The organism is Streptomyces sp. NPDC002564 (genome assembly GCF_042889645.1).
Taxonomy (GTDB): Bacteria; Actinomycetota; Actinomycetes; order Streptomycetales; family Streptomycetaceae; genus Streptomyces.
This window is the reverse complement of sequence record NZ_JBIARE010000002.1, coordinates 566,513-592,713: the sequence shown is the minus strand read 5'-3', so window position 1 is coordinate 592,713 and position 26,201 is coordinate 566,513. Positions and strand designations below refer to the sequence as shown.

Here is a 26,201-nt window from a genome sequence, read left to right as displayed (position 1 = left end):
TCGGGGAACCGGGCGGTGGCTAGCGGCCGACCTTCCGGGTCGCGCGCAACCACTCCTTGTTCATGGCGGAGATGGACGGAAGCGGGATGCCCTTCGGGCAGGCGGTGGCGCACTCACCGGTCAAGGTGCACCCGCCGAAGCCCTCCTCGTCCATCTGCGCGACCATGTCGAGCACCCGCGTCTCACGCTCGGGCGCGCCCTGCGGGAGCACGTTCAGGTGGTTGACCTTGGCCGAGGTGAAGAGCATCGCCGACCCGTTGGGGCAGGCGGCCACGCACGCCCCGCAGCCGATGCACTCGGCGTGCTCGAAGGCGAAGTCCGCGTCGGGCTTCGGCACGGGCGCCGCGTGCGCCTCGGGCGCCGCGCCGGTCGGCGCGCTGATGTAGCCGCCGGACTGGATGATCCGGTCGAAGGCCGAGCGGTCCACCACCAGGTCCTTGACGACCGGGAAGGCGGCGGCGCGCCACGGCTCGATGTCGATGGTGTCGCCGTCCTCGAAGGACCGCATGTGCAGCTGGCAGGTGGTGGTGCGCTCGGGGCCGTGCGCGTCGCCGTTGATGACGAGCGAGCAGGCGCCGCAGATGCCCTCGCGGCAGTCGTGGTCGAAGGCGACGGGGTCGTCGCCCCGGACGATGAGCTCTTCGTTGAGGGTGTCGAGCATCTCCAGGAAGGACATGTCGGACGAGATGCCGTCCACTTCGTACGTGGACATCGCTCCGTCGGCGTCGGCGTTCTTCTGGCGCCAGACGCGCAGGGTGAGCTTCATGCGTAGCTCCGCTGAGTGGGGTGGACGTACTCGAAGACGAGGTCTTCCTTGTGCAGGACGGGCGCGACGCCGGTGTCGGTGAACTCCCAGGCGGCGGCGTACGAGAACTCCTCGTCGTGGCGCGCGGCCTCACCGTCGGGGGTCTGGGACTCCTCGCGGAAGTGGCCGCCGCAGGACTCGGCGCGGTGCAGCGCGTCGAGGCACATGAGCTCGGCGAGCTCCAGGTAGTCGACGACGCGGTTGGCCTTCTCCAGGGACTGGTTGAACTCCTCACCGGTGCCGGGGACCTTGATGCGGCGCCAGAACTCCGCACGGATCTGCGGGATGCGCTCCAGGGCCTTGCGCAGTCCGCTCTCCGTGCGGGCCATGCCGCAGAACTCCCACATGACCTCGCCCAGTTCGCGGTGGAAGGAGTCGGGGGTGCGGTCGCCGTCGACGGACAGGAGCAGGTTCAGCCGGTCCTCGGTCTCGGCGACGGCCTCCTGCACCACGGGGTGGTCGTCGCCGACCTCGTCCCGGTGCGGGTGGCGGGCGAGATAGTCGTTGATGGTGGAGGGCAGCACGAAGTAGCCGTCGGCGAGGCCCTGCATGAGGGCGCTCGCGCCGAGCCGGTTGGCGCCGTGGTCGGAGAAGTTGGCCTCGCCGACCGCGAAGAGCCCGGGCACGGTGGTCTGCAGGTCGTAGTCGACCCACAGGCCGCCCATCGTGTAGTGCACGGCGGGGTAGATCCGCATCGGCACCTCGTACGGGTTCTCCGCGGTGATCCGCTCGTACATGTCGAAGAGGTTGCCGTACTTCTCCTCGACCTTCTTCTTGCCCATCCGCCGGATGGCGTCGGCGAAGTCGAGGTACACGCCGTGGCCGCCGGGGCCCACGCCCCTGCCCTCGTCGCACACGTTCTTCGCGGCGCGCGAGGCGATGTCGCGGGGCACGAGGTTGCCGAAGGAGGGGTAGATGCGCTCCAGGTAGTAGTCGCGCTCCTCCTCGGGGATCTGGTTCGCCGGGCGGTCGTCGCCCTTCGCCCTGGGCACCCAGATGCGGCCGTCGTTGCGCAGCGACTCGCTCATCAGCGTGAGCTTGGACTGGTGGTCGCCGGTGCGCGGGATGCAGGTGGGGTGGATCTGGGTGAAGCAGGGGTTGGCGAAGTAGGCGCCGCGCCGGTGGGCCCGCCACACGGCGGTGGCGTTGGAGTTCATCGCGTTGGTCGACAGGTAGAAGACGTTGCCGTAGCCGCCGGAGGCGAGGACGACCGCGTCCGCGAAGTAGGTGTCGATCTTTCCCGTGACGAGGTCACGGGCGACGATGCCCCGTGCCCTGCCGTCCACCACGATGACGTCGAGCATCTCCGTGCGGGGATGCATCTCCACGTTCCCGGCGGCGATCTGCCGCGACAGCGCCTGATAGGCGCCGAGCAGCAGTTGCTGGCCCGTCTGTCCGCGCGCGTAGAAGGTCCTGGACACCTGGACGCCGCCGAACGAGCGGGTGTCCAGGAGTCCGCCGTACTCGCGGGCGAACGGCACGCCCTGCGCGACGCACTGGTCGATGATCTCGACGGAGATCTGTGCCAGGCGGTGCACGTTGGACTCGCGGGCGCGGAAGTCGCCGCCCTTGACGGTGTCGTAGAAGAGCCGGTGGATCGAGTCGCCGTCGTTGCGGTAGTTCTTCGCGGCGTTGATGCCGCCCTGGGCGGCGATGGAGTGGGCGCGGCGCGGCGAGTCCTGGTAGCAGAACTGCACGACGTGGTAGCCCTGTTCGGCGAGCGTGGCCCCGGCGGAGCCGCCGGCCAGGCCGGTGCCGACGACGATCACGGTGTGCTTGCGGCGGTTGGCGGGGTTGACCAGCTTCGCCTGGAAGCGGCGGGTGTCCCAGCGCTCGGCGATCGGTCCTGCGGGCGCCTTCTCGTCGACGAGCGGCTCGCCCGTCGCGTAGGCGGAGAACTCACTGGAGTAGGTCATGGGTCAGCTCACCAGTCCGGTCATGACGGCCACGGGTACGGAGACGAAGCCCACGGTCAGGACCAGGGCGAGGCCGTTGGCCAGAGGCTTGAGGACGCGGTCGCGGGCCGCGGTGCCCACGCCCAGGGTCTGCGCGGCGCTCCACAGTCCGTGCCGCACGTGGAGACCGACGGCGACCACGGCGACGATGTAGATGACGTTGCCGTACCAGGTCGAGAAGGTGTCGATGATGTTCTGGTAGGGCTTGAGGTGCTGGTAGTCGCCCGGGTGCACGGTGCCGGTCGTCAGGTCGAGGATGTGCCAGACGATGAACAGCGCGAGGATGACGCCGCCCCAGCGCATGGTGCGGGTGGCGAAGCTCGCCTCGCGCCGCTTGTGCACGTACTTGGTCGGGCGCGCCTTGATGTCGCGGCGGCTCAGCTGGTACGCGGAGACGGCGTGCGCGACCACCGCGGCGACGAGCACCACGCGGAACAGCCAGAGCGTCCACTCGTAGTGCATGAAGGGCTCGCCGAGCGTGCGGAGCCAGTGCGCGTAGTCGTTGATCTCCGCCGGGCCGAAGAAGATCTTCAGGTTCCCGATCATGTGCAGGAACAGGTAGAGCAGCATGATCAAGCCGCTCACCGCCATCACCGTCTTCTTGCCGATGGTGGAGTCCCACAGCGTGCGGGTCATGGACGGCCGTTTGTCCGTCCGCGTTGCCAGAGCCATGTCAGCGACGCTACGGCCGAAAGTCCCGATCGGTCCAAGAGATGGATCGGCTCATCTCCATAGCCTGCGTCTATCGGCCCACGTACGCTGCCCTTATGCAATTCCAGCAGCTGCACTACTTCGTCGCCGTCGCCGAGACCCGGCACTTCACGCGGGCGGCGGAGGAGGTCCACGTCTCCCAGCCCTCGCTGTCGCAGCAGATCAGGGCGCTGGAGAAGGAACTCGGCGCGGAGCTGTTCAGCCGGGCGCGCGGCAACATCACGCTGACCGACGCGGGCGAGGCGCTGCTGCCGCTGGCCCGCCGGATCCTCGCGGACGCGGACACCGCCCGCATCGAGGTGCAGGAGCTGGCGCAGCTGCGCCGCGGGCGGATCCGGCTGGGCGCCACGCCCAGCGTCTGCACGGGCCTGCTGCCCGAGGTGCTGCGCGCCTTCCACGACCGGCACCCCGGCATCCAGCTCCTCGTCGAGGAGGGCGGCTCGCACGACCTCGTGCGGGAACTGGCCCGCGGCGCCCTGGACCTGGCACTGGTCGTCCTGCCGCTGCCGAGCCCGTCCCCCGCCCTCACCACCGTCGAGCTGCTGCGCGAGGACCTGGTGGTGGTCTCCTCGCCCGACGCGCGGGGCCTGGGGCGCTCGGTCCGCATCGCGGACCTGCAGGGCGAGCGCCTCGTCATGTTCCGGCACGGCTACGACCTGCGGGAGCTGACCGTGTCGGCGTGCCGTGCCGAGGGCTTCGAGCCGGAGTTCGCGGTCGAGGGCGGCGAGATGGACGCGGTGCTCGGCTTCGTGCGCGCGGGCCTGGGGGTGGCCGTGGTCCCGCGCATGGTCGCCGAGCGCTCGGGCGCGGGGCTGCGGATGACGCCCCTGGCGCGGCCGAGCCTGCACCGCACCATCGCCCTGGCCCACCGCAGCGACGTGGCGCCGCCGAGGGCCGCGCGGGAACTCCAGCGGATGCTCCTGGAGCGCTGAGCCTTTGCCGGGTGTCACTTCCCCGCCCGGGGAGACCCCGCCCCGGCCCCGTGCCCGTCAACCTCGCCGAACGACCCGCCCCGACACCGGATCGCGCCCCGTCAGGCAGTAAATGCCCCCGGCCGGGTCCCGCATGACGAGCCAGTCGGCGCCGGGGGCGACGAAGGTCGCGCCGTGGCGCTCGTGCCCGGCGCGGGTGGCGGACGGGTCCGTGCAGGCCAGGTCCAGGTGGGCGGTGGCCGGGGCGGGAGCGGCCAGACGTTGCAGGAGGATGCGGACGGGCAGCTCGGCGGGCGGTGCGAGCACGTGGAACTCGGGGTGCGCGCCGGGCGCGGAGTCCCAGCCCGTGAGCGCCGTCCAGAACTCGGCCTCCGCGTCGAACGCCTCCGCGGGCAGGTCCAGGCACACCTGGTCCAGCCGGCTGACGGACCCGTCGGGGGCCGTGACCGGGGCGGGGCGGGACTGCTCGCCGGCCCAGGGGACCAGGCAGAACAGCACGCCCCCGGGCGAGCGCAGCACCTCGAGGCCGTCCTCGGCGTGGACCGGTGCGGCGCCCAGTGCCCGCGCCCCCGCGGTCGTCGTCGCGAGGTCGTCCACCGCCAGGTCCAGGTGCGCGCCGCCGGGCCCGTCCACGGCCTGCGCCTTCAGGTGGGCGTCGGCGGGCCCCTCGGGCAGCAGGGTCACGAACTCGCCCGCCGGGCCGCGCGGCGGGGACGGCCGGGACCCGGTGACCGCCGCCCAGAAGGCGCACGCCTCGGGGAAGCGGTCACGGGGCCGGTCGACGAAGGCGTACGCCCAACGGATCACGGTCAGCTCGTCGCGTCCGCGAGGGCCAGCTCGTGCAGCCGGTCGGGCGGGCCGGGACGGGCGTAGTACCAGCCCTGGGCCGTGTCGCAGCCGAGCTCGCGCAGCTGGTCCGCCTGGGCGCCCGTCTCGACGCCCTCCACCGTGACCGCGAGGTCGAGGCTGTGGGCGAGCGCGACGATGCCCTCGACGATCTTCAGGTCGACGGGGTCGGCCGGGAAGTGCTGCATGCCCTGGGTGAACGAGCGGTCGAGCTTGAGCACGCTCACCGGAAGACGGCGCAGGTTGGCGAGGTTGGAGTAGCCCGTGCCGAAGTCGTCGAGCGCGATGTCCACGCCCATCTCGGCCAGCCTGCGCAGCGGCTTGAGCAGGTCGTCGTCGGCTCCTATCAGCGCGGACTCGGTGACCTCCAGGCAGAGCGCGCCGGGTTCGAGGCCCTCGCGCTCCAGGATGTCGACCGTGTCGGACACCAGGCCGGGGTGGGTGAGCTGCATGGGCGAGAGGTTGACGTTGACCCGCAGCGGCCCGGCGTCGGTGTGCCGTGCCTCCCAGAGCCGGGCCTGGCGGACGGACTCCTCGAGGACCCAGCGGCCCAGCGGGACGATCAGGCCGGTGTGCTCGGCGAGCGGGATGAACCGGTCCGGGCCGATGACGCCGTGCTGCGGGTGCAGCCACCGCACGAGCGCCTCGGCGCCGCGCACGCTGCCGTCGCCGAGGTGGACGAGCGGCTGGTACTCGATGAAGAACTCGCCGCGCTCCAGGGCCGCGGGCAGTGCCGTGGTCAGCCCGTGCCGGGTGATGGCGCGCGCGTCGGCCTCGGGGTCGGCGAGCTCGTAACGGTTGCCGCCCGCGGACTTGGCGCGGTACATCGTGATGTCGGCGCTGCGCAGCACCTCCGCTGCGCCGCGCTCGCCCGCCGGGCCCTCCACGATGCCGATGCTGCCGCGCACGGTCAGCTCGCGGCCGTCGACGCGGATCGGGGTGGCGAGGACGTTCATGATGCGTCCGGCGAGCTCGTCCACCTCGGTCTCGGTGTCGGGTCCGGTGGTGAGCGCGACGAATTCGTCGCCGCCGAGCCGGGCCACCATCTCGCCGGGCGCGGTCGCGCAGGACTGCAGCCGGTCGGCGACCTCGACCAGGAGCCGGTCGCCCGCCGCGTGCCCGAGGCTGTCGTTGACGGTCTTGAAGCCGTCGAGGTCCAGGTAGCACAGCCCGAACCGGGCGCCCTCCCCCGCGGCGAGCGCCTTCTCCAGGCGCTCGAAGAACAGGGTGCGGTTGGGCAGCCCGGTGAGGGCGTCGTGCGTGGCCTCGTACCGCAGGCGCAGGTTGAGCAGCCGGCGCTCGGTGGTGTCCTCCATCAGCGCCAGCTGATACTGCGGGACGCCGTCCGCGTCGCGCAGCAGCGAGACCGTCAGGTTGGTCCACAGGACCGTGCCGTCGGGGCGGTAGAAGGCCTTCTCCACGCGGTAGTGCTCGCGCTCGCCGCGCACCAGCTCCTCGTAGAGCTTCCAGACGTGCGGGGAGTCGTCGGGGTGGGTCCAGTCCCCCACGTTGCGTCCGCGCAGCTGGTGCTCCAGACCGCCGAACATGCGGATCAGCGCGTCGTTGACCTCGAGGACCGTGCCGTCGAGGTCGGCGATGCCGATGCCGATCGCGGCGCCGTGGAAGACGGCGCGGAAGCGGGCCTCGCTGGCGTGCAGGGCCTCGGCGACGGCGCTGCGCGCGCTGAGCGCGGCGCGCGAGATCGCCTCCTGCTCGGCGAGGGTGCGCTCCCGCAGGGCCTGGGCGAAGCCCGCGGCCATGGCGTGCTGGATGCGCGCGGAGCGGGCCCGCAGCTCCTCGCGCGGCCCTTCACCGCCGCAGTACAGGACGAGGTAGGCGTCCACGCAGTCGAGCGTGCGGCTGAGCGCCTCGGGGTCGGTGCAGTGCGTGCCGATGAGCGCGGCGCCGACGGCCTGGCTCTCCGCCGCGTCGAAGACGCGCTCCTGGAGCGCCTCGTGCAACCGTCGGGCGAGGGGGACCAGTTGCTGTTCGAACTCGGGACGGGTCAGCGAGGTGGCCGTCACCGGGAAGATCGCGCGGCTCCAGATGGTGGCGAACCGGCGAAGTCTGTCCTCGGGTCCGTCCTGCTCCGCGCTCAACGCTTTCGTCCCACGCCCGCGAATCCCGAGAAGGAATAGGGATCCTCCTCCTCGGGCGCGGTGTCGGGCCGCCAGTGCGGCATCGGCACCAGGCCGGGTTCCACCATGTCGTACCCCTCGAAGAACCGCGCGATCTCGTCGCGCGAGCGCATGATCAGTGGATTGCGGATGTCCTTGTATACACCGACCGTCCGGCCGGCCTGCTCGGGGGGAACGGGGATCCCTTCGTACGAGGCGTGGCTGACGACGACGAGGCTGCCGGGCGCGGTTGCCTCCCGCAGTTCCGCCACCGCCGCGTATGGATCGTACGCGTCCTCGACGAAGTGCAGGACGGCGACAAGGAGAAGAGCGACCGGGCGGTCCAGGTCGAGGACCGAGACGACCTCCGAACTGCCCAGAATGTCCCGCGGTTTGCGCAGGTCACCGGTGACGGCCGCGGTCCCTTCGGTGCCCTCGAGAACCGCTCGACTGTGCGCGACGGCGACCGGATCGTGGTCCACGTACACCACCCGGGCACCGGGGCTGGCCTGCTGCGCCACCTCGTGGACATTGCCGAACGTCGGGATTCCGGAACCGATGTCGAGGAACTGGGTGATGCCCTGCTCGACGGCGTGCCCCACCGCGCGCCGCATGAAGGCGCGGTTCGCCTGCATGACCTTGGGGAGCCCCGGCATGAACTCCATGGCCTTGCGGGCCGCCTCCCGGTCCACCTCGAAGTTGTGCGAGCCGCCCAGGTAGTAGTCGTAGATGCGGGACACGCTGGGCATCGAGATGTCGATGCCGAGCGGTGCCCAGGCGGGACGCTCCATCAAGACTCCAAGGCGTTGGGGGGTGGCGCAGACGATCCGGTGTTCGAGGGTGAGGCTACTGATCGTCCGCCAAGGGAGCGAGTCAAAACGGAAATTGGCCGTCCGTTCTCGGTCACTGCCTTTGGCAAGTGCCGTGCCGCCCACCGTGCGGCGGCCCGCCTCCCCCCTGTGGTATGGGGGGAGACGGGCCGTTTCGTCCCTACGCCGTCCGGGCTACTTGGCGGCGCCCACCGGCTTGCCCTGCGGGCTCGCGGCGTACCAAGTGCCGCCCACCCCCTGACCGTTGGTGTCACCGGGCTTCTTGTCGCCGGCGAAGGTGTACAGGGGCCAGCAGTCGATCGTCTGCTGCTTCTTGCCGTCCGGCCGGTCGAAGACCACGAAGCCCTTCTCGAGGATGCCCTTCGTGTCGTTCTTGGCCACCGGCTCCACGACCGGCCACTTGTCGAGACAGGCCCCGGTGCACGCCGACTTCATCGGCCAGGCGGAGTCCTTGGTGAAGCGGTAGACGGTCATGCCGTTCTTGTCGACGACGATCTCGCCGAGCTGGGGGTCCTTGCGGGTGGACAGACCGGCCGGGTCGACGGGGGCGGTGTCCGCGGCGGCGGCCGAGGCCTTCTTGCCGTCGGGAGCGGCGGCGTACCAAGTGCCGCCCACACCCTGGCCCTTGGCGTCGCCGGGCTTGGCGTCCTGGGCGTAGCGGTACATCGGCCAGCCGTCGAGGGTGAGCTGCTTGGTGCCGTCGGCGGTGGTGACCTCGCCGAGCAGGGACTCGTCGACACCGGGCGGCGCCTCGGCGCCGTCGGCGGCGACGGCGGGCCAGGCCTTCAGACAGGCGGCGTCGCAGTTCGACTTGGGCGGCTGGGCGGTGTCCTTGTCGAAGCGGTAGAGGGTGAAGCCCGCGCTGTCGGTGACGACCTTGCCGAGCTTCTTGCTGTCCCACACGGCGAGTTGCCCGGCGGGCTTCGCCTTGGCGCCCGCGCCCTTGTCGGCGGCGCCGGAGTCCGTGCCGTAGCCGTCGTCGGCGCCGTAGTCGTCGCTCTTGGCGGGCGCCTGGTTGCCCACGTTCTGGCCGTTCGGGGACTGGTCGCCCTTCTCCTGTCCGCAGGCCGTCGTCAGCGCCAGCAGGGCCGCGGCCGTCGCTACGAGCGAGGCGCTCCGCCAGGCCCGGGGGGATCCCCCACTTGGATGAAGCATTCCTGACTCCTAGCTGTCCGCGGAGGTGCCGTGGCGCCCGTTTGCGTCACGCATGGCCCTAGGTACGGGTGCGGGCCGCCGCCGCGTTCAACCGCCCGCCAAGATTCTTTGCGCTCGGCGGACGGGGGCGGGGAGCGGGGAGCGCGCCGTCAAACCTCGTCAGGGGCGCTTCCTCCCTTCGGGTCAATCGGGAGCATCTCCGGCGTGCCGGGCGTGCGCGCGGCCGATGATCCCGGTCGTGCACGGAACTCCGCGGGGCATATCGCCCCTAGTCACACGCGTGTTGACGCTGGTCGCCCTCGCCTTGCTGGTGGGCGCGTCGGCGGCGGGATCGGCCTCCGCCGACGCCTGCGCGTACGCCTCGATCGACGGGGGCGGCGACGCGGTGGCCGTGGCGGGCGGCGGCGCAGGCTGCCCCACCCCTCACCCGAAGCCACCATCGCCCAAGCCGCCGAAGCCGAAGCCGCCCAAACCGTCGCCCACGCCCCCACCACCGAAACCGACCCCGACCCCGCCGCCGAAGCCCAGACCGCCCGCGCCGAAGCCCCCCGCTCCGGAGCCGCCCCCGCCGCCGGCCCCCGCGCCGCCCGAGCCCACCGTCCGCCCCACACCTCCGCCGCCTCCCCCGCCCACGCCCGTCGTCAGGACGGTGCCGAAGCCCGACCCGAAGCCCACCCCGAAACCCAAGCCGTCCGTCCGTCCCCGGGTCGTGCCGACTCCCGTCAGCTATCCGGAGTACGAGACGCCGACCCGCAAGCGGCCGCCCCGCAGCGGCCCGTCCCTCGTCTCGCTCACCCTGCTCATCACGGCACCCGCGGTGCTGGCCGTCGCCGCGCTCCGTCCGCGCTGACCGTCGGAGGTCTCCATGTCGGAATGGCTTGTTCTCACCCTCGCGATGGTGGCGGCGTGCGGTGTCGTGCTCGTGGTGACGCTGTTGCGCCACCGCAGGACCGGCGCGGACTACGACGCGTCGGAGACGCCCGACGTCATCGAGTACATGACGATGATGATCGGCGTCGTGTACGCCATCGTCCTCGGCCTGGCCATCGCGGGTGTCTGGGAGGCGCGCGGCTCCGCCCAGGAGCACGTACGGCTCGAGGCCCAGGCGCTGCACGAGGTCTCGGAGCGGGCGCGGGTGTATCCGGAAGATGTCAGGGAGCGTATTCGCGCCGACGTCCACAGTTATGTCAGCCATGTCGTCACCACCGAGTGGGACACCATGAAGTCGAAGAACGAACTCACCGACCGTGGTGCGGAGTTGCTGGCGGTGGTCCGGCACGACGTGACGGACTACGAGCCGAAGTCGGACTTCGAGGCGCAGGCGTACCAGCCGCTGGTCGACGCGGTGGCGGCGGCGGACGACGCGCGCAGCGCCCGCGGGGACAGCGTGGGGGCGACCATGCCGGGTGTGGTCTGGTTCGGCCTGATCACCGGCGGGCTCGTCACCATCGGCATGATCTTCGCGCTGCAGATCCGCCGGACCCCACGGGAACTGATCCTGGCCGGGCTCTTCTCCGCGCTGTTCGCCTTCCTGCTCTTCCTCATCTGGGACTTCGACGCGCCCTACAGCCGCGGCGTCGCGGCGACGGCGGAACCCTTCCGGGCACTGTTCCCCGGACTGGGCGGCTGAGCTCCCCCGAAGAAGAAGAGGCCCCGTGGCGCGGGGAGCCGGTCAGCTCCTCGTGCCGCGGTCGCCGAACCGCAGCCGCCACGGCGTGACGGCCGACTCGGCCTGCACCCGCAGGCTCAGCTTCGACTCGCCGTGCACCCGTTCCTCGAAGGTGATCGGCACCTCGACGATCCGCAGGCCGCGGCGGATCGCGCGGTGGTTCATCTCGACCTGGAAGGAGTAGCCGTTGCTGCGCACCGAGGGCAGGTCGATCGCCGCGAGCGCCGTGCCGCGCCAGGCCTTGAACCCGGCCGTGGCGTCCTTGACGCCGAGCCGCAGGATGGCGTTGACGTAGAAGTTCGCCCAGGCGGAGAGCGCCTTGCGGTGCCAGGCCCACTCGGTGGCGAGCGCGCCGCCGGGCACATAGCGCGAGCCGAGGACGACGGCCACGTCGTCGTCCCCGAGCAGGGTGCGCACCATGAGCGGCAGCGTGTCCGCCGGGTGGGAGAGGTCGGCGTCCATCTGCACCACCACGTCCGCGCCGTCGGCCAGCGCCCGGGTCATCCCGGCGACGTAGGCGCGGCCCAGGCCGTCCTTCTCGGTGCGGTGCAGCACCGAGACCGTCCCCGCCGACTTGACGGCGATGGTGTCCGCGAGGTCACCGGTGCCGTCGGGTGAGCCGTCGTCGACCACGAGCACGTGCAGGTTCGCCAGTCCGAGGTCCGCGAGCAGCCCGACGAGGAGCGGCAGGTTCTCGCGTTCGTTGTACGTGGGGACGACCACCACGACCTTCGGGGACGTCGCACCGCCCTGCCGGGACGCCTGTTCCACGTTCACTCCCCCGTGCGATCGCCCTGCGGTGGGGCACCACAGTACGGCTTACTTGGCCGCGAACCGCGCTGCGCGGCGGAGCCGGACGGCGCACTCTGGTGCCATGACCTGGCAGACACCGATCGTCGTCCATCCGCCCGCCGCCGACGGCGGGCGGCGGGTCACGCTGCGCGGGCAGGACGTCGGCGCCGCGCACGACGACCGGGAGTTGGCGGACCTGCTGCGGAGCGCGGGGCTCGGCGAGGCCGACATCGCGCTGGACGACCCGCACCTCGTCGAGTGGCGCGGCGCACCGCACGGGTGGCCGACCACCTAGGGTCGCCCGATTTGCCACTTTTCATGTGATTGCTATGGTTTTTGGTGAGCGGGCAGATGGTGCGTTCAAGTCCACCCAGCTCCACTGCACGGGGCTGTAGCTCAAGGCAGAGCGGCCCGCTCACCTGACCTCCACCGGGGGCCGGCCCGCAGGCCGGCCCCCGGTCCGTGTCACCCGGAACCGGTCCGTGTGGCACGGCACCGAACGGAACGGGGACGCGCGTGGAGCGGGTGCCGATGGCCACCGGGCCGCTGGACTGGTCGCTGGTCGACGGAGCGGTGCCGCTCGTCGTCCAGATCCTCGGCAGCATCGCCCTCGCCGCCCTGCTCTTCTCCCGCGACCGCCGCTGGTGGACCCGCCTGCTCCCGCTGGCCGTGGTCCTGGCCGCGCTGCTGACCCTGTTGGTCAAGCTGACCGTCGACGACTGGTGGCAGCCGTTCCCCGACCAGCTCCCGGGCGATGTCGTGGTGTGGATCGGCGTCGCGCTCCTCGGCCTGTGCCTGGCGCTGTTCCGCCTGCCGACGCTGCGCTGGCGCGGTCGCCTCGGCGCCCTCCTGGCGGGCGCGCTCGTCGTGGTGCTCGGCGCGAGCGAGATCAACGTCCACTACGACAACTACCCGACCCTGCGGACCATGCTCGGCCCCCAGGACACCGTCAGCCTCAAGGACGCCACGGGCAAGAAGGAACCGACCCTCGACGTGCCCGAGGGCAAGGCGCTGTCCCAGGTGTGGAAGCCGCCGCCGGGGCTGCCCGCCAAGGGCACGGTCTCCACCGCCTCGATCCCGGGCACGAAGTCCGGCTTCAAGGCGCGTGACGCGTACGTCTACCTGCCCCCGGCCTACCGCGCCTCGCCCCGGCCGCTGCTGCCCGTCCTCGTCCTGATGGCGGGCCAGCCCGGCGCCCCGCAGGACTGGATCACCTCCGGTCAGCTGCCGGACATGATGGACGACTTCGCCGCGGGGCACGCCGGGCTCGCGCCGATCGTCCTGGTGGTCGACCCGCTGGGCTCCTCCTTCGACAACCCGCTGTGCATGGACTCGCGGCTCGGCAAGGTGCAGACGTACCTCGCCGAGGACGTCCCGGCCTGGGCGGCCGGCCATCTGCAGACGGCCCGGGGCCGCGCGCACTGGGCGGTGTCCGGGCTGTCCAACGGCGGCACCTGCTCCCTGCAACTGGCGGTGAACGCGCCGCGGCGCTTCGGCTCCTTCGTCGACATCTCCGGGCAGGACGAGCCGACGCTCGGGAGCCGGAAGAAGACGGTGGACGCGGCGTTCGGCGGGGACGAGGCCGCGTTCGAGAAGGTCAACCCGGTGGACGTGATGGCGCGGGAGAAGTTCCCGGACACCGCCGGGGTGTTCGTCGCGGGTACGGACGACTCGACGTACCGCCCCCAGGCCCGCACGGTGTACGCGGCGGCGAAGAAGGCCGGGATGAGCGTCGAGCTCGTCCAGCTGCCGGGCGGGCACAGCTGGCAGGTGTGGCGGCCCGGCCTGGAGAAGCAGCTCCCGTGGCTGGCGTCGCACACCGGCCTGACGCCCTGACGGCCCGTCGGCCGCACCCCGGCACACGGCCGCGGCGCCGCTTTCGCCCCTGACACGCCGTCCGGCTCCGGCACCGGCGCCGCGCCGTGCGGTTCCCCTGTCCGGCCCACACGATTGCCCCGTTCGCGCGACACGGATCGCGCGGCCCCGGGTCCGTACTTAGCGTTTCGGGCATCGAGGTGCATTTCAGGCGCCAGCGGAAGAAGGTCCGCAGCTGCTCCTCGGGGACCCGGAGGATCCATCATGCACGCGATACGCGTCGCCTCGGCCGCCCTGCTCACCGCTTCCGCCCTCGCCCTGACGGCCCCGACCGCGTCGGCGTCCTACCGGGGCGAGGAGAACGTGACCGCGTTCGGCTTCAGCATCGCCCCCACGACGATCGCCGCGGGCGGCCAGGTCACCCTGAACGTCGACGGCTGCGACGGCGACACCAAGGTCACCTCGGGCGTCTTCGACGACACCACGATCCCCAAGGGGCAGAAGTCCGCGACCGCCCACGTGTTCTGGGACGCGAAACCAGGGGCCATGTACGAGGTGACGTTCACCTGCAACGGCAGCAACCCCGGCAGCGACAAGACCGACCTCACCATCGCCACCGGCCGCCCCGACAACGACTCGGGCCACCACCCCGTCCACAAGGGCGTCAAGGCAGGCATCGGCGGCAGCCTCGGCGGGCTCGACCTGCAGGAGATCGCGCTGGGCGGCGCGCTGATCCTCGGCACGCTCGGCGCCGCCTACTACAAGACGCGCCGCCGCACCGGCGAGGACAACTCCTGACCGACGCCGGACGCGCCGCGCCCCCGGGACGTCTCCAGGTCCCGGGGGTGCGGCGCCGTCACGTGCGAGGCGGGTCGGGGCGGGGCGGAAGGGGGGGTCGCACCGGCCCGACGGGAGCCTCAGATCCGGTTCTCGGACCGGCGGCGCATCCAGAAGACACCGCCGCCGACCAGCGCGGCCGCGACCAGGGCGCCGCCGATCGCCATGTCGGTGCTGGTCGCGCCGGACGTCGTGGCGCCGCCGAGACCACCGCGCACGCCGCCGTGGATGACCGTGAAGGCCGCCGGGCGGGTCAGCGTCTTGCCGCCGCAGTGGGCGGTGATGTCGTAGGCGCCCGGGGTGGCGTGGGAGTGGATGACCGCGGTGGCACTCGCCGTGGTGCCGCCGTTGATGGTCTTCAGGTTCGTGTCGGGGAAGGCGGGCGAGGTCACCTTGCTGCCCGGGGCCTGGCAGGACGATCCGTCGACGGTGACCGTGAGGTGGCCGCCCCTCGGGATCACGCTGGGCATCGCCACGATGTTGGTCGGGTCGGCCCACGCGGACGCGGTCGGGGCGGCGAGCCCGACGACCCCGGCGGCCGCGGCGGCGACCGCGAGGGCACGAGTGGTCCGCATACGAGAAGTACGCATGGCAATCCTCCGCGGAAGACGCCCCGGGGATACCGTCCCCGGTCGATCGGCGAGAGCGCCTCCCAGACTAACCCTCAGATGCCGTGCGCGGCCCCGCATTTCGGCGCTCGGCCGTACCGGTGAGACGACACGCCGAAGCGCGTCCGCGCAACCCGACATCACCGCAGGTCACGGACCGTCAGAAATTTCCTGTCGGCGGCGACCCGGATGGCTCACCCCGGCCCGGGCGCCACCCGTTCGCTCCCGCCCTTTCGCACGCCGCGCGCCCCGCGCTTAGCGTGCTGGTACGCGCAACGGACGCGGCACGCCCGCCGCGTCTGAGAGGGGATAGAGAATGTCTTCGTCCCATCCGGCCGACGATTTCGAATTCCAGGAACTCCAGGAGGAGAAGCAGAAGAAGCGCGCCCCGTGGGGTGCGATGGCGCTTGTCCTGCTGACCGGTCTCGCACTGATCCGGAATGGTTCCGGGGAATTCGACGTGGGTCCGCCGCAGCCCGCGTCCGCCGCAGCCGCGGACCGCGCGCCCGCCGCGGGCCGGAGCGCGCCCGCGCCGCTGACGTTCTCCCCCGCCGAGCGCGTGCGCATCAAGGGCATTCAAGTGGACGCCCCCGTCATGCAGGTGGGACTGGACGCGGAGGGCTGGGTGGACGCCCCGCCGCCGGACGACCCGAACCTCGCGGGCTGGTTCACCGGCGCCGCGTCGCCCGGCGAGAAGGGCACCGCCGTGGTCGTCGGTCACGTGGACAACCAGCAGGGCCCCGCCGTCTTCTACGGCCTCGGTTCGCTGAAGAAGGGAAATCACGTCGAGGTCAGGCGAAAGGACCAGAAGACGGCGATCTTCCAGATCTACGGAATCGAGGTCTTCGACAAGGAGAATTTCCCCGGCGAGCGCGTGTACGGGAACGGCGGAACTCCTGAATTGCGGGTCATCACCTGTGGCGGCGGATTCTCGAAGCAGTCCGGCTACGACGGGAACGTGGTCGTCTTCGCCCGCCTGGTCGCCGTGCGCTGACACACGGGACCAGGGGGCGCGGCGGGCGGCCCCCGCTCAGGCCATGGCGGGGCTCGGCAGCGTGATGCGGTATCCGGAGTCGAGCAGCTCCGGGAGGTAGGTGTGCAGCGCGGCGACGCTGCCCGAGCGGTCGCCGCCCGCGTCGTGCGAGAGCACCACGACGCCCGGACCCGCGCCGGCGCGCACCCGTCGCACGATGGTCTCGGCGCCGGGTTCGGTCCAGTCGAGGGTGTCGACGGTCCAGGCGAGCGGTTCCATGCCGAGCTCGGCGCCCAGCTGGAAGGCGTTGCGGTTCCATGCGCCGTAGGGGGCGCGGAACCAGGACGGCGCCTCGCCGGTCGCGTCCTCGATGACGTCGCAGGTCCGCTCGATCTGCGCGCGCATGAGGGTCCGGTTCATGCGGGGCAGCAGCGGGTGGTCCCAGGTGTGGTTGCCGATCAGGTGCCCGTCGTCGGCCATCTCGCGCAGCAGGTCCTTGTTGTCGACGGCCATCTCGCCGCAGACGAAGAACATCGCGCGGACGTCGTGCCGGCGCAGCGTGCGCAGGATGTCCGGGGTGTAGCGGGGGTCGGGCCCGTCGTCGAAGGTCAGGACCATCGACCGGTCCCGGCCCGCCATGCGCAGGATCGGCGCGGTGCGCACCCGGGGCAGGGCGCGTGCGGCGCGCTGGGGGCCCGCTCCCGCGAAGGGCTGCAGGCGGTACGCCGAGGGCTTGAGGGGACGCGCGGCGGCCTGCGGGCCCCCGGCGGGCGCTCCCACGCTGCCGGAGGGGCCCGGGGCCGCCGGTCCTCCCGTGCCCATGCAGCCCGCCGTCGCGCCCAGGCCGAGCACCGCGGCGGCACGGAGCAGAACTCGACGCCCTGGAGTCAGCTGATCATCTTTCATGACTAATGCGTCGCATGGCCGAAGGCCCGCGCGGAACACCAACACCGCCACGGCCCCCGAAAGCACCCGATCAGACGCGGCGGACGAGCGGGAAGGGCAGGGTCTCCCGGATGGTGAGCCCGGTGAGGAACATGACGAGCCGGTCGACACCGATGCCGAGGCCTCCGGTGGGCGGCATCGCGTACTCCAGGGCGTCCAGGAAGTCCTCGTCGAGCTCCATGGCCTCCGGGTCTCCCCCGGCGGCCAGCAGCGACTGCGCGGTGAGGCGGCGGCGCTGCTCGACGGGGTCGGTCAACTCCGAGTAGGCGGTGCCCAGTTCCGTACCGAAGGCGACGAGGTCCCAGCGCTCGGCGAGCCGCGGGTCGGTGCGGTGCTGGCGGGTGAGCGGGGAGACGTCGGTCGGGAAGTCCTTGTAGAAGGTGGGCAGTGTCGTCTTCTCCTCGACGAGCCGCTCGTACATCTCCAGGACGACGTCGCCGCGGCCGTCGTCCGGTGTGAACGGGACGCCGGCCAGGTCGCAGAGCCGGTGCAGCGCCCGCAGCGGGGTGTCCGCGTCGACCTCCTCGCCGAGCGCTTCGGAGAGCGCGCCGTACACGGTCTTGACCGGCCAGGGCCCGGAGATGTCGTGCTCGACGAGCCGTCCGTCGGCGTCGGCCTTGCGGGCCACGGGTGCACCGAAGGCGGCGGTCGCGGCGCCCTGGATGAGGTCGCGGGTGAGGTCGAGCATCACGTCGTAGTCGGCGAAGGCCTGGTAGGCCTCCAGCATCGTGAACTCGGGGTTGTGCTTGTAGGAGACGCCTTCGTTGCGGAAGGTGCGGCCCATTTCGAAGACCTTCTCCATGCCGCCGACGCAGAGCCGCTTCAGATAGAGCTCGGGGGCGATGCGCAGATAGAGGTCGAGGTCGTAGGCGTTGATGTGGGTGGTGAAGGGCCGGGCGTTGGCGCCGCCGTGGATCTGCTGGAGCATCGGCGTCTCGACCTCCAGATAGCCCCGGTCGAGGAGCCCTTGGCGCAGGGCTTGTACGGCGGTGGAGCGGGCCCGCACCACGTCGCGGGCGCCGGGGCTCGCGACCAGGTCGAGGTAGCGGCGGCGGACCTTGGCCTCGGGGTCGGTCAGGCCGCGCCGCTTGTCGGGCAGCGGGCGCAGGCACTTGCCGGTGAGCCGCCAGTCGGTGACGAACACGGTGAGTTCGCCCCGGTCGCTGGTGCCGACGGTGCCGGTGGCCGTGATGTGGTCGCCGATGTCCGTGTCGGCGGTGAAGCGGTCCAGGACGGCGGGGCCCGAGACGTCGCGGGCGAAGGCCAGCTGCAGGTCGCCCGACCAGTCGCGCAGGACGGCGAAGACGATGCCGCCGAAGTCGCGCACGAGCATGACGCGGCCCGCCACGGTGACGGGGGTGCCGGCCATGTCCCGGGTGATGGCGGCCAGTTCGTGGGTGCGCGGGGGCAGGCCCACCGGGTAGGGGTCGGTGCCCTCGGCGCGCAGCCGGTCCAGGGTGCGGTGCCGGATGCGGATCTGTTCGGGCAGGCCCGCCGTCGGGTCGGCGTCGGCCGCGTCGCCCTGGCCCGCGAGACCGAGTGCGGCGATCGGGGGCAGCCCCTCGGTGGTGGCGGGCTGGGTGACGCCGCGGGCGACGTGGCCCTTGCCCCAGAGCTTGCGCAGGGAGGGCACGGAGACGAAGCCCTCGGCGATGCCGGAGGCCAGGCTGATCCGGGCCAGCGCCCCGCTGTCGCCGTAGCAGATGAAGCGCGGGTACCACTCGGGGTGGTACTTGGCGTTCGAGCGGTACAGGGCCTCCAGCTGCCACCACTTGGAGAAGAACAGGAGCAGCTTGCGCCACAGCCGCAGCACCGGCCCCGCGCCGATCCGGCCGCCCTCCTCGAAGACCGAGCGGAACACGGCGAAGTTCAGCGAGATGCGCCGCACGCCGGACTTGGGCGCGGCGGCGCACAGCTCGGCGACCATGAACTCCATGACGCCGTTCGGCGCGCTGCGGTCACGGCGCATCAGGTCCAGGGAGATGCCGTCCTTGCCCCAGGGGACCAGGGAGAGCAGCGCGAGCAGCCTGCCGTCGGCGTCCAGGGCCTCGACGAGCAGGCAGTCGCCGTCCTCCGGGTCGCCGAGCCGGTCCAGCGCCATCGAGAAGCCCCGCTCGGTCTCGGTGTCCCGCCAGGCGTCGGCCTTGTCGATGATCGCCTCCATCTCCTCGTCCGTGAGGGTGGAGTGTCGGCGGATGCGGGCGGTGGCCCCGGTGCGGCGGACGCGGTTGACGGCCTGGCGGGTGACGCGCATGTCGCGGCCGTCCAGGTCGAAGTCGGCGACGTGCAGGATCGCCTCGTCGCCGAGCTGCAGCGCGCCGAGTCCTGCCCGGGCGTACGCGGTGGCGCCGTCCTCGGACGCGCCCATCACGGCGGGCTGCCAGGCGTAGCGCCGGGCCACGTCCAGCCAGGCGCCGATGGCGTGCGGCCAGGCCTCGCGGTCGCCGACGGGGTCGCCGCTGGCCAGGCAGACGCCGGCCTCGACGCGGTAGGTGACGGCGGCCTTGCCGCTGGGCGAGAAGACGACGGCCTTGTCGCGCCGGGTCGCGAAGTAGCCGAGCGAGTCCTGCGCGCCGTACGCCCCGAGGAGCGCCCGGATGCGCGGCTCCTCGTCGCCGTGCAGCGCCGCCTCCATGCGCTGCGACCGGAAGAGGGTGGCGGCGGCGTTGAGGAGGGCGAGGGCGCCGAAGAGGCCGAGGAAGAAGAACAGGGGGCGGGGCGGCGCTCCGTCGAAGTAGTCGCCGCCGTGGATCAGCCCGCCGCACACCCGGTTGGCCGCCCACAGCAGCCGCTCCGTGCGCGGCAGCGTGCCGGGGAACAGCTCCACCAGGCCCCAGCCGAGCAGGATCGCGACGGCGAGCCCGGCGACGAGGACCGCGACGGCCCGGCGCACGGCGCCGCGCCGGGAGTCCGCGGAGAACTCCTTGCGGGCGAGGATCAGCAGGACGAAGGCGGCGGCGCAGACGATGAAGGAGGGCAGCGACTCGGCCCAGAAGCCGAGGGCCGCGCCGAGCACGTCGAAGGCGAGCAGCAGGCCCAGGTAGCTGACCACCAGCCACCAGGCGACCTTCTTGCGGGCGGCGGTGGCGGCGGCGAGCAGGAAGAGGAAGACGGCGTAGGCGAGGTTCGCGCTGACCGGCACGGTGACGAGGTCCAGGAAGCGGATCACCGGCAGGAGCAGGCGGCGCAGCGGGGCGATGACCGCGAGGATCGCGCAGAAGACGCCGAGCACACCGAAGAAGGCGGCGAAGCCCTCCGGGACCCGGCCGAGGAAGCCGCTCCTGGTGCGGATCTGCCCGCTGGCCTCTGGCTCCGCCGTGCTGACCGTCATGGGCACGACTCTAGGAAGAGGTGCGGCGGGGCGCGCGTCGAGCGGGGCGGGCCGGGGGCACGGTCCGCCCGGGACACAGGCGGTACGGCTGCCTCCGCTAACCTCTCGGCGTGAGCGCAGACCAGTCCCCAGCATTCGAACGCGGCACCGACGGGCCGAAGGTCATCGTCGTCGGAGTCGATGGCTCCGATTCGTCCCTCCGGGCGGCGGCATATGCCGGAGGCCTGGCGAGGAGACAGCGGGCGCTGCTCGCCGTCGTCTACATCCAGCCGGTGATGGCGGCGGGTGCCGCGTTCGGTGCCCCGGTGGCCGAGACCACCGACCAGATCGCGGAGGGGCTGATCGCGGAGATCCGGTCGGCGACCGAGCGGGTGAAGGACATATTCGACGTCCGGTGGGAGTTCCACACGTTCCGCGGCGACCCCTACACCGGCCTGGTCGCCGCCGCCGACGACCTGAAGGCCGACGCGGTCGTGGTCGGCGCGTCCGAACAGGCGGGGCACCGCATCGTCGGTTCGGTCGCCGTGCGCCTGGTCAAGGCGGGCCGGTGGCCGGTCACGGTGGTTCCGTGACCGGCCACCGTGACCCTGACCCGACCTGACCCGACCTGCAAGAACCGCGAGAACCCCCGGACGCCCGGGGTGTGGCGCCTTCCGTCGCGGCCCCGGCTGGGCCATCATGATCCGCCATCAGCCGACTGCCGCAGGCGAAGAAGGTGGAGCTCATGCCGGGACTCCGGATGGGGCAGGGCGTACTGCGCCGCAAGCCCATCGAGGACATCGAGGAGAAAGAGGGCGGGGCGGGCGGCGGACTCGCCAAGTCGCTCGGCCTCTGGCAGCTGACGGCCATCGGGGTCGGCGGCATCATCGGCGCCGGCATCTTCAGCCTGGCCGGCGCCGTCGCCAACGGCACGGCGGGCCCCGCGGTGCTCGTCTCCTTCCTGATCGCGGGGGTCGCGAGCGCGGCCGCCGCCTTCTCGTACGCCGAGTTCGCGGGCATGATCCCGAAGGCCGGCTCGGCGTACACCTACGGCTATGTGGTGCTCGGCGAGCTGACCGGCTGGTTCATCGGCTGGGACCTGCTCCTGGAGTACACCGCGATCGTCGCCGTCGTCGCGATCGGCATCTCCGGCTACTTCGGCTTCCTGGTCGAGGAGATGGGCGCCGAGCTGCCGAACTGGATGATGGGCGCGCCCGGCACCGGTGACGGGCACAAGGTCGACCTGTTCGCCGCGGTGCTGTGCCTGTTCATCGCGTACCTGCTCACCCTCGGCATCAAGAACGCCGCGCGCTTCGAGATGATCGTGGTCGTGCTGAAGGTGATCGTGGTGCTGATCGTGATCGCGGTCGGCTTCTTCCACATCGAGACCGGCAACTACGACCCGTTCTTCCCCTACGGGGTCAGCGGCGCCTTCACGGGGGCGGCGACCGTCTTCTTCGCCGTGTTCGGCTACGACGCCATGTCGACCGCCGCCGAGGAGTCCAAGGACGCGCAGCGGCACATGCCGAAGGCCATCCTCTACTCCCTGGCGATCTCGATGGTCCTGTACGTCCTCGCCTGCCTGGTCCTCACCGGCATGCAGAGCTACAAGGACGTCGACCCGGAGAGCGGCTTCTCCTCGGCGTTCAAGTCGGTGGGGCTCGGCGGCCTCGCGGACGTCATCGCGGTGGGCGCGATCATCGGCATCCTCACCGTGATGTTCACGTTCATGCTGGGCTGCACGCGCGTGTGGTTCTCGATGAGCCGGGACGGCCTCCTTCCCAAGTGGTTCGCCAAGACCCACCCGACGCGGCACGTGCCGACCCGCGTGACGTGGATCGTCGGGGTCGCGTCGGCCGCCATCGCCGGGTTCCTGCCGATCGGCGAGGCGGCCGAACTGACCAACATCGGCATCCTGCTGGCGTTCGTCGTGGTGTGCGTCGCGGTCATCGTGCTGCGCTACAAGCGCCCCGAGCTGCCGCGCACCTTCCGCTGCCCGGGGATGCCGGTGGTGCCCGCGCTGGGCGTGGTCTTCTCCATCTGGCTGATCACGTTCCTGCAGTGGCAGACCTGGGTGCGGTTCGCGGTGTGGTTCCTGATCGGCCTCGGCGTCTACTTCGGGTATTCGTACCGGAAGTCGGAGCTCGCCAAGGCCGACCGGACCACCGGGTCCTGACGTCCGTCCGGGCCGGGTTCAGGAGCTCCGCTCGATCGACTTCTGGAACTCGCGGGCCATCTGCTCCAGGCCCTTGTTCTTCCACTCGGCCCAGAACGGCTTCCACTCGGAGAGCTTCTTGCGCCCGCTCACGATGTCGTTGACCAGGTCGGTCGCCTCGGTGGACATGCGCCCGTAGTGCTGGGTGTACGCGTCCGAGTAGTGGCCGACCGTGGGGTTGCGGACCGCGGTCTCCAGGAGCTGCCGCTCGGCGGCGTACACGTCCTTGACGTCCTGGGCCCGGTCCGTGCCGGGGAAGGTCGACGCGATGAGCGCGAAGGGCGCGGTCGTCGCCGTCTGCAGTCCGCTGTAGAGGCCCTCGACCTGCTGCTTGCCCTGCTTGGTGCGGTCCGGGAAGCCGTTCTTGTCGTAGGTGAAGTCCTCGCCCTCGGTGCCGTACTCCAGGAACTCGCGCTCCTTGCTGCCGAAGGGGGCGGCGAGGTAGTCCAGGACGCGCAGCAGCATCCGCACCCGCTTCTCGTCGCCCTTCTTGATGGCGGTGTAGCCGATGGTGCCCAGGTGGTAGTGGTGGGTGGGCTTCTTGCCGCCCGCGCCGAAGGGGATCAGGATCTCGGCGGCGAGGCCCGGGTCCTGGACCCGGATCTCCTTGCGCGCGTTGTACGGATTGGCGTGCACGGTGGCGCCGATGGTGCCCTGCGCCATCTTGATGTACGCGTCGGCCATCTTGGGGTTGCCCGGGTAGAAGACGCCGGCCTTCTTCAGCTTCAGGACGAAGTCGAGCGCCGCCTCGTACTCGTCGGTGTCCTGGAACCAGGTGAGCGAACCGTCCTTGTTCTGGCGCCACTTGTTCGGTGCGCCGAAACACTGGCTGAGCACGCTCGCGGCGTTGACGTAGATCGGTTCGAGCGCCCAGACCTTGCCGCCGGTGACCTCCTTGCACTTGGCGAGGAACTCCTCGGGGCTGCTCGACCGGATGCCGTCCGCCTTGTCCCAGACCCGCGGGTTGCCCGCGTAGACCTGGCCGAACGCGGGATAGGGCACGGGGGCGCCCCAGATCTTGCCGTTGACGACCGCCGTCTTCCAGTGCGCCGGGGTCATCGCGGCGAGGTTCGGGTACTTCCTGACCGCGTCGCCCGATACGAACTCGGTGATGTCCGCGCACTTCGCCTCCAGGAGCTCGGCGACGTGCTGGATGCCCTGGTTGGGGGGTATCCACAGCAGGTCGGGCAGGTCGCCGCCGGCGATCGTCGCCGAGAACTTCTCCTCGTAGCCGGGGTCGGTGCCGAGGATCGCCGTCAGGTCGACGCCCAGCTCCTCGTCGAGCCGCTTCCAGTACGCGTTGGAGCCCTTGGGCGTCGGCGGCTGCGTCCAGATCTCCGTCAGCATGGTGATCTTCGAGCCGTCGCCGGGGGTCTTCGCGACGCTGCGGACCAGGTCCTTCGGGTAGGAGAGGAAGCCCGCCGAGAGGCCCTTCGCGTTCGGCGCGAGGTCGGGCTTGATCCTGGTGAAGGGGATGTGCGAGGGCAGCTTCACCTTCGAGGAGGCCGCCTCGCCCGTCTTCTTCGCGGACGAGCCGCAGCCGGTCAGGGAGGTGGCGGCCGCGCCCGCGGCGACGGCGGTGGAGAGGCTGAGGAAGCTGCGTCGGGACATGCCAGGCATGGGAATTCTCCGCGGATGAGGTCGTGTGGGGAGGGGTCAGCCCTTGATGGCGCCGGTGAGCACGCCCTTGGTGAAGTACTTCTGCAGGAAGGGGAAGAGCGCGAGGATCGGCAGCAGCGCGAGCATGACGACGGCCATGGACAGGGACTGCTGCGGCGGCATGTGCGCGATGCCGAGCTGATCGCTCGTCATGGACTTGTTCTGGACGACGTAGGTGCGCAGGACCAGCTGGATGGGCCACTTGCCGGAGTCGTTGAGGTACAGCATCGCGTTGAAGAACGCGTTCCAGTACGTCACCGCGTAGAAGAGGCCGACGACGGCGACGACGCCCTTGGAGAGCGGGAGCACGATGCGGGTGAGGATGCGCCAGTCCCCCGCGCCGTCGATGCGGGCGGCCTGGTAGAGCTCGTCCGGGATGTTCATGAAGAACGCCCGCAGGACGACGAGGTTGAAGGCGTTGATCAGCACCGGCAGGATCAACGACCAGTAGGAGTCGAGGAGTCCGAGCTCCTTGACCACGACGTACATCGGAACCATGCCCGGCGCGAAGAGCAGCGTGAACAGGACGAGCAGCAGCACCGGCTTGCTGCCCGGGACACCGCGCTTGCTCAGCGCGTACGCCAGGGCGATCGTCGTCAGGAGCGACAGCGCCGTGCCGACCACGGTGATCAGGACGCTGACGACCACGGCGCGGGAGACGATGCCGCCGGACAGGATCGTGCGGTACGCCTCCAGCGTCGGCTCCGAGGGGAAGAGCACGAAGCCGCCGGACTCGGTGATCTCCTTGCGGGAGGCGAGGCTGGTGGAGAGCACCGTGAGAAAGGGCAGGACCATCACGGCGCAGATCACGGTGATGACGACGGCCTTGGCCGCGGAGCCGATCCTGGTGGGCGGCTCCTCCCAGGCGGGGCGCTCCTCGCGGGGCCGCTGGGTGCGCAGGGGGAATCCGAAGCTGCTCATTTGCTGTACACCCCGTGCTCTCCGAAGGCGTGGGCGACCTTGTTGGCGCCCCAGATCATCAAGGCCCCGACGACGCCCTTGACCAGGCCGGCCGCGGCGCCGACGCCCCAGTCGCCGTAGACGACGCCGTGGTAGTAGATGTAGGTGTCGAGGACCTCCGCCGCGCGGGCGCCGACCGCGTCGCGCTGCAGCAGGAACTGCTCGAAGCCGACGGAGAGCACGTCACCGAGGCGGAGCACGAGCAGCATGATGGTGACGCCGCGCACGGCGGGCAGCGTCACGTGCCACATGCGGCGCCAGCGTCCCGCGCCGTCCACGGCCGCCGATTCGTACAGGCTCTGGTCGACGTTGGCGAGCGCGGCCAGGTAGATGATCATCCCCCAGCCGATGTCCTTCCAGATCACCTGGCCCGTGATCAACAGCGGGAAGGTGCCGGGGTCGCTCATCACGTCGAGGGCCGACATGCCGTGGTCGCGCAGATAGTTGCTGAACAGGCCCGCGCCACCGAGGACTTGCTGGAAGAGGGCGACGACAAGGACCCAGGAGATGAAGTGCGGCAGGTACACGATGCTCTGCACGAACTTCTTGATGCGCGGGCTGACCAGGCTGTTGATGAGGAGCGCCAGGGCCAGCGGGGCCGGGAAGAAGAAGATCAGCTGGAGCGCGGCGAAGGCGAGGGTGTTGCGGACCGACTCCCAGAACGCCGGATCGGCGAACAGCTCCTGGAAGTTGGCGAGGCCGACCAGCGGGCTCTCCTTGAAGCCGATGAAGGGCTGGTAGTCCTGGAAGGCGATGATGTTGCCCAGCATCGGCACGTAGAAGAAGCCGATGAAGAAGAGCACACCGGGCGCCATGAGGGCGAGCATCACCCAGTTCTGGCGCAGTCGGACCCGGAGCGGCGCGCGCATGCGCAGCGGTCGGCCGGGGCCCGACGAGGGGGAGTTCGGCGTCGTCTTCGACACGGACACGGGCGGTGACGCGGCCTGCGGCCTGCGTCGCGTTGCAGGGGATGTCACTCGTTCTCCCTGGCCTGGCGGCACGACGGAATGGGAAACCGGCAGCGGGCCTCGGGGCACGTCCCGGGGAGGACGTAATTAAGAAGCCAA

23 protein-coding genes are annotated in these 26,201 nt (G+C 71.2%); 9 read left to right on the top strand and 14 right to left on the bottom strand.

Annotation, left to right across the window (positions count from 1 at the left end):
- Positions 1-19: 19 nt before the first annotated feature.
- From ACFYXE_RS09105 to ACFYXE_RS09095, 3 genes are read right to left on the bottom strand one after another with little or no spacing between them, the layout of a single operon-like run.
- Positions 20-766 (bottom strand): succinate dehydrogenase/fumarate reductase iron-sulfur subunit, encoded by a 747-nt coding sequence (locus ACFYXE_RS09105; RefSeq protein WP_389310514.1) that lies wholly within the window; start codon positions 764-766, stop codon positions 20-22.
- Positions 763-2,721 carry a fumarate reductase/succinate dehydrogenase flavoprotein subunit gene (locus tag ACFYXE_RS09100; RefSeq protein ID WP_389310512.1) on the bottom strand — a complete coding sequence of 653 codons (1,959 nt, stop codon included), beginning with the start codon at positions 2,719-2,721 and terminating at the stop codon, positions 763-765. The genes ACFYXE_RS09105 and ACFYXE_RS09100 overlap by 4 nt, the downstream gene beginning before the upstream one ends.
- Before the next feature lie 3 nt (positions 2,722-2,724).
- The gene (locus ACFYXE_RS09095; protein WP_361168124.1) at positions 2,725-3,432 is read right to left on the bottom strand and encodes a succinate dehydrogenase; all 708 of its coding nucleotides are present in this window, start codon (positions 3,430-3,432) and stop codon (positions 2,725-2,727) included.
- 95 nt (positions 3,433-3,527) lie between these two features.
- Here ACFYXE_RS09095 and ACFYXE_RS09090 point away from each other — a divergent pair, with 95 nt between their 5' ends.
- Entirely contained in the window at positions 3,528-4,403 is an 876-nt protein-coding gene (locus ACFYXE_RS09090; protein ID WP_361168121.1) for a LysR substrate-binding domain-containing protein, read from the top strand.
- 57 nt (positions 4,404-4,460) lie between these two features.
- Here ACFYXE_RS09090 and ACFYXE_RS09085 read toward each other — a convergent pair whose 3' ends face one another.
- The 4 genes from ACFYXE_RS09085 to ACFYXE_RS09070 all read right to left on the bottom strand — a co-directional run bounded on the left by ACFYXE_RS09085 (position 4,461) and on the right by ACFYXE_RS09070 (position 9,351).
- Positions 4,461-5,210 carry a VOC family protein gene (locus tag ACFYXE_RS09085; protein WP_389310509.1) on the bottom strand — a complete coding sequence of 250 codons (750 nt, stop codon included), beginning with the start codon at positions 5,208-5,210 and terminating at the stop codon, positions 4,461-4,463.
- A gap of 2 nt (positions 5,211-5,212) precedes the next feature.
- A complete protein-coding gene (locus ACFYXE_RS09080) occupies positions 5,213-7,348 on the bottom strand; it encodes a putative bifunctional diguanylate cyclase/phosphodiesterase (RefSeq protein WP_389310507.1) in 2,136 nt (711 codons plus the stop codon).
- Complete coding sequence (locus tag ACFYXE_RS09075; RefSeq protein WP_389310505.1) at positions 7,345-8,157, bottom strand: SAM-dependent methyltransferase; 813 nt, start codon at positions 8,155-8,157, stop codon at positions 7,345-7,347. Before ACFYXE_RS09075 ends, ACFYXE_RS09080 begins: the two co-directional genes overlap by 4 nt.
- Positions 8,158-8,370: 213 nt before the next feature.
- Positions 8,371-9,351: an SCO0930 family lipoprotein gene (locus tag ACFYXE_RS09070; protein ID WP_389310503.1), complete on the bottom strand. Its 981-nt coding sequence runs from the start codon at positions 9,349-9,351 to the stop codon at positions 8,371-8,373.
- 709 nt (positions 9,352-10,060) lie between these two features.
- Between ACFYXE_RS09070 and ACFYXE_RS09065 the strand changes: the two genes are divergently transcribed.
- Both ACFYXE_RS09065 and ACFYXE_RS09060 read left to right on the top strand, forming a co-directional pair.
- On the top strand, positions 10,061-10,201 hold the full coding sequence (locus ACFYXE_RS09065; protein ID WP_361168106.1) for a hypothetical protein: 141 nt from the start codon (positions 10,061-10,063) through the stop codon (positions 10,199-10,201).
- 15 nt (positions 10,202-10,216) lie between these two features.
- Positions 10,217-10,981: a hypothetical protein gene (locus ACFYXE_RS09060; protein WP_389310501.1), complete on the top strand. Its 765-nt coding sequence runs from the start codon at positions 10,217-10,219 to the stop codon at positions 10,979-10,981.
- A gap of 42 nt (positions 10,982-11,023) precedes the next feature.
- Here the strand turns inward: ACFYXE_RS09060 and ACFYXE_RS09055 are convergent, their stop codons facing one another.
- The gene (locus ACFYXE_RS09055; protein WP_389310499.1) at positions 11,024-11,791 is read right to left on the bottom strand and encodes a polyprenol monophosphomannose synthase; all 768 of its coding nucleotides are present in this window, start codon (positions 11,789-11,791) and stop codon (positions 11,024-11,026) included.
- A 103-nt stretch (positions 11,792-11,894) separates the two neighbouring features.
- Between ACFYXE_RS09055 and ACFYXE_RS09050 the strand changes: the two genes are divergently transcribed.
- The 3 genes from ACFYXE_RS09050 to ACFYXE_RS09040 all read left to right on the top strand — a co-directional run bounded on the left by ACFYXE_RS09050 (position 11,895) and on the right by ACFYXE_RS09040 (position 14,425).
- Positions 11,895-12,107 (top strand): hypothetical protein, encoded by a 213-nt coding sequence (locus ACFYXE_RS09050; protein WP_389310497.1) that lies wholly within the window; start codon positions 11,895-11,897, stop codon positions 12,105-12,107.
- 236 nt (positions 12,108-12,343) lie between these two features.
- Positions 12,344-13,648 carry an alpha/beta hydrolase gene (locus ACFYXE_RS09045; RefSeq protein ID WP_389310495.1) on the top strand — a complete coding sequence of 435 codons (1,305 nt, stop codon included), beginning with the start codon at positions 12,344-12,346 and terminating at the stop codon, positions 13,646-13,648.
- 243 nt (positions 13,649-13,891) lie between these two features.
- Positions 13,892-14,425 (top strand): hypothetical protein, encoded by a 534-nt coding sequence (locus tag ACFYXE_RS09040; RefSeq protein WP_389310493.1) that lies wholly within the window; start codon positions 13,892-13,894, stop codon positions 14,423-14,425.
- 119 nt (positions 14,426-14,544) lie between these two features.
- On the opposite strand, the gene ACFYXE_RS09035 is transcribed toward ACFYXE_RS09040, so the two are convergent.
- On the bottom strand, positions 14,545-15,039 hold the full coding sequence (locus ACFYXE_RS09035) for a hypothetical protein (RefSeq protein ID WP_361168088.1): 495 nt from the start codon (positions 15,037-15,039) through the stop codon (positions 14,545-14,547).
- A 349-nt stretch (positions 15,040-15,388) separates the two neighbouring features.
- Between ACFYXE_RS09035 and ACFYXE_RS09030 the strand changes: the two genes are divergently transcribed.
- Positions 15,389-16,066, top strand: a complete 678-nt coding sequence (locus tag ACFYXE_RS09030; protein WP_361168085.1) for a class F sortase — start codon at positions 15,389-15,391, stop codon at positions 16,064-16,066.
- Positions 16,067-16,102: 36 nt separating this feature from the next.
- On the opposite strand, the gene ACFYXE_RS09025 is transcribed toward ACFYXE_RS09030, so the two are convergent.
- Complete coding sequence (locus ACFYXE_RS09025; protein ID WP_389310490.1) at positions 16,103-16,951, bottom strand: polysaccharide deacetylase family protein; 849 nt, start codon at positions 16,949-16,951, stop codon at positions 16,103-16,105.
- 70 nt (positions 16,952-17,021) lie between these two features.
- Positions 17,022-20,321 (bottom strand): bifunctional lysylphosphatidylglycerol synthetase/lysine--tRNA ligase LysX, encoded by a 3,300-nt coding sequence (lysX, locus tag ACFYXE_RS09020; protein ID WP_389310488.1) that lies wholly within the window; start codon positions 20,319-20,321, stop codon positions 17,022-17,024.
- A gap of 110 nt (positions 20,322-20,431) precedes the next feature.
- On the opposite strand from lysX, the gene ACFYXE_RS09015 reads away from it, so the two are divergent.
- Entirely contained in the window at positions 20,432-20,893 is a 462-nt protein-coding gene (locus ACFYXE_RS09015) for a universal stress protein (protein ID WP_361168075.1), read from the top strand.
- 152 nt (positions 20,894-21,045) lie between these two features.
- Positions 21,046-22,476 (top strand): amino acid permease, encoded by a 1,431-nt coding sequence (locus tag ACFYXE_RS09010; protein ID WP_389310486.1) that lies wholly within the window; start codon positions 21,046-21,048, stop codon positions 22,474-22,476.
- Positions 22,477-22,494: 18 nt separating this feature from the next.
- Here the strand turns inward: ACFYXE_RS09010 and ACFYXE_RS09005 are convergent, their stop codons facing one another.
- The 3 genes from ACFYXE_RS09005 to ACFYXE_RS08995 are packed head-to-tail and all read right to left on the bottom strand — an operon-like array spanning position 22,495 to position 26,111.
- Positions 22,495-24,126 (bottom strand): extracellular solute-binding protein, encoded by a 1,632-nt coding sequence (locus ACFYXE_RS09005; RefSeq protein ID WP_389310484.1) that lies wholly within the window; start codon positions 24,124-24,126, stop codon positions 22,495-22,497.
- A gap of 45 nt (positions 24,127-24,171) precedes the next feature.
- Positions 24,172-25,095, bottom strand: coding sequence for a carbohydrate ABC transporter permease (locus tag ACFYXE_RS09000; RefSeq protein WP_361168066.1), 924 nt, complete (start codon positions 25,093-25,095; stop codon positions 24,172-24,174).
- On the bottom strand, positions 25,092-26,111 hold the full coding sequence (locus ACFYXE_RS08995; RefSeq protein ID WP_389310482.1) for an ABC transporter permease: 1,020 nt from the start codon (positions 26,109-26,111) through the stop codon (positions 25,092-25,094). Before ACFYXE_RS08995 ends, ACFYXE_RS09000 begins: the two co-directional genes overlap by 4 nt.
- Between the last annotated feature and the right edge of the window lie 90 nt (positions 26,112-26,201).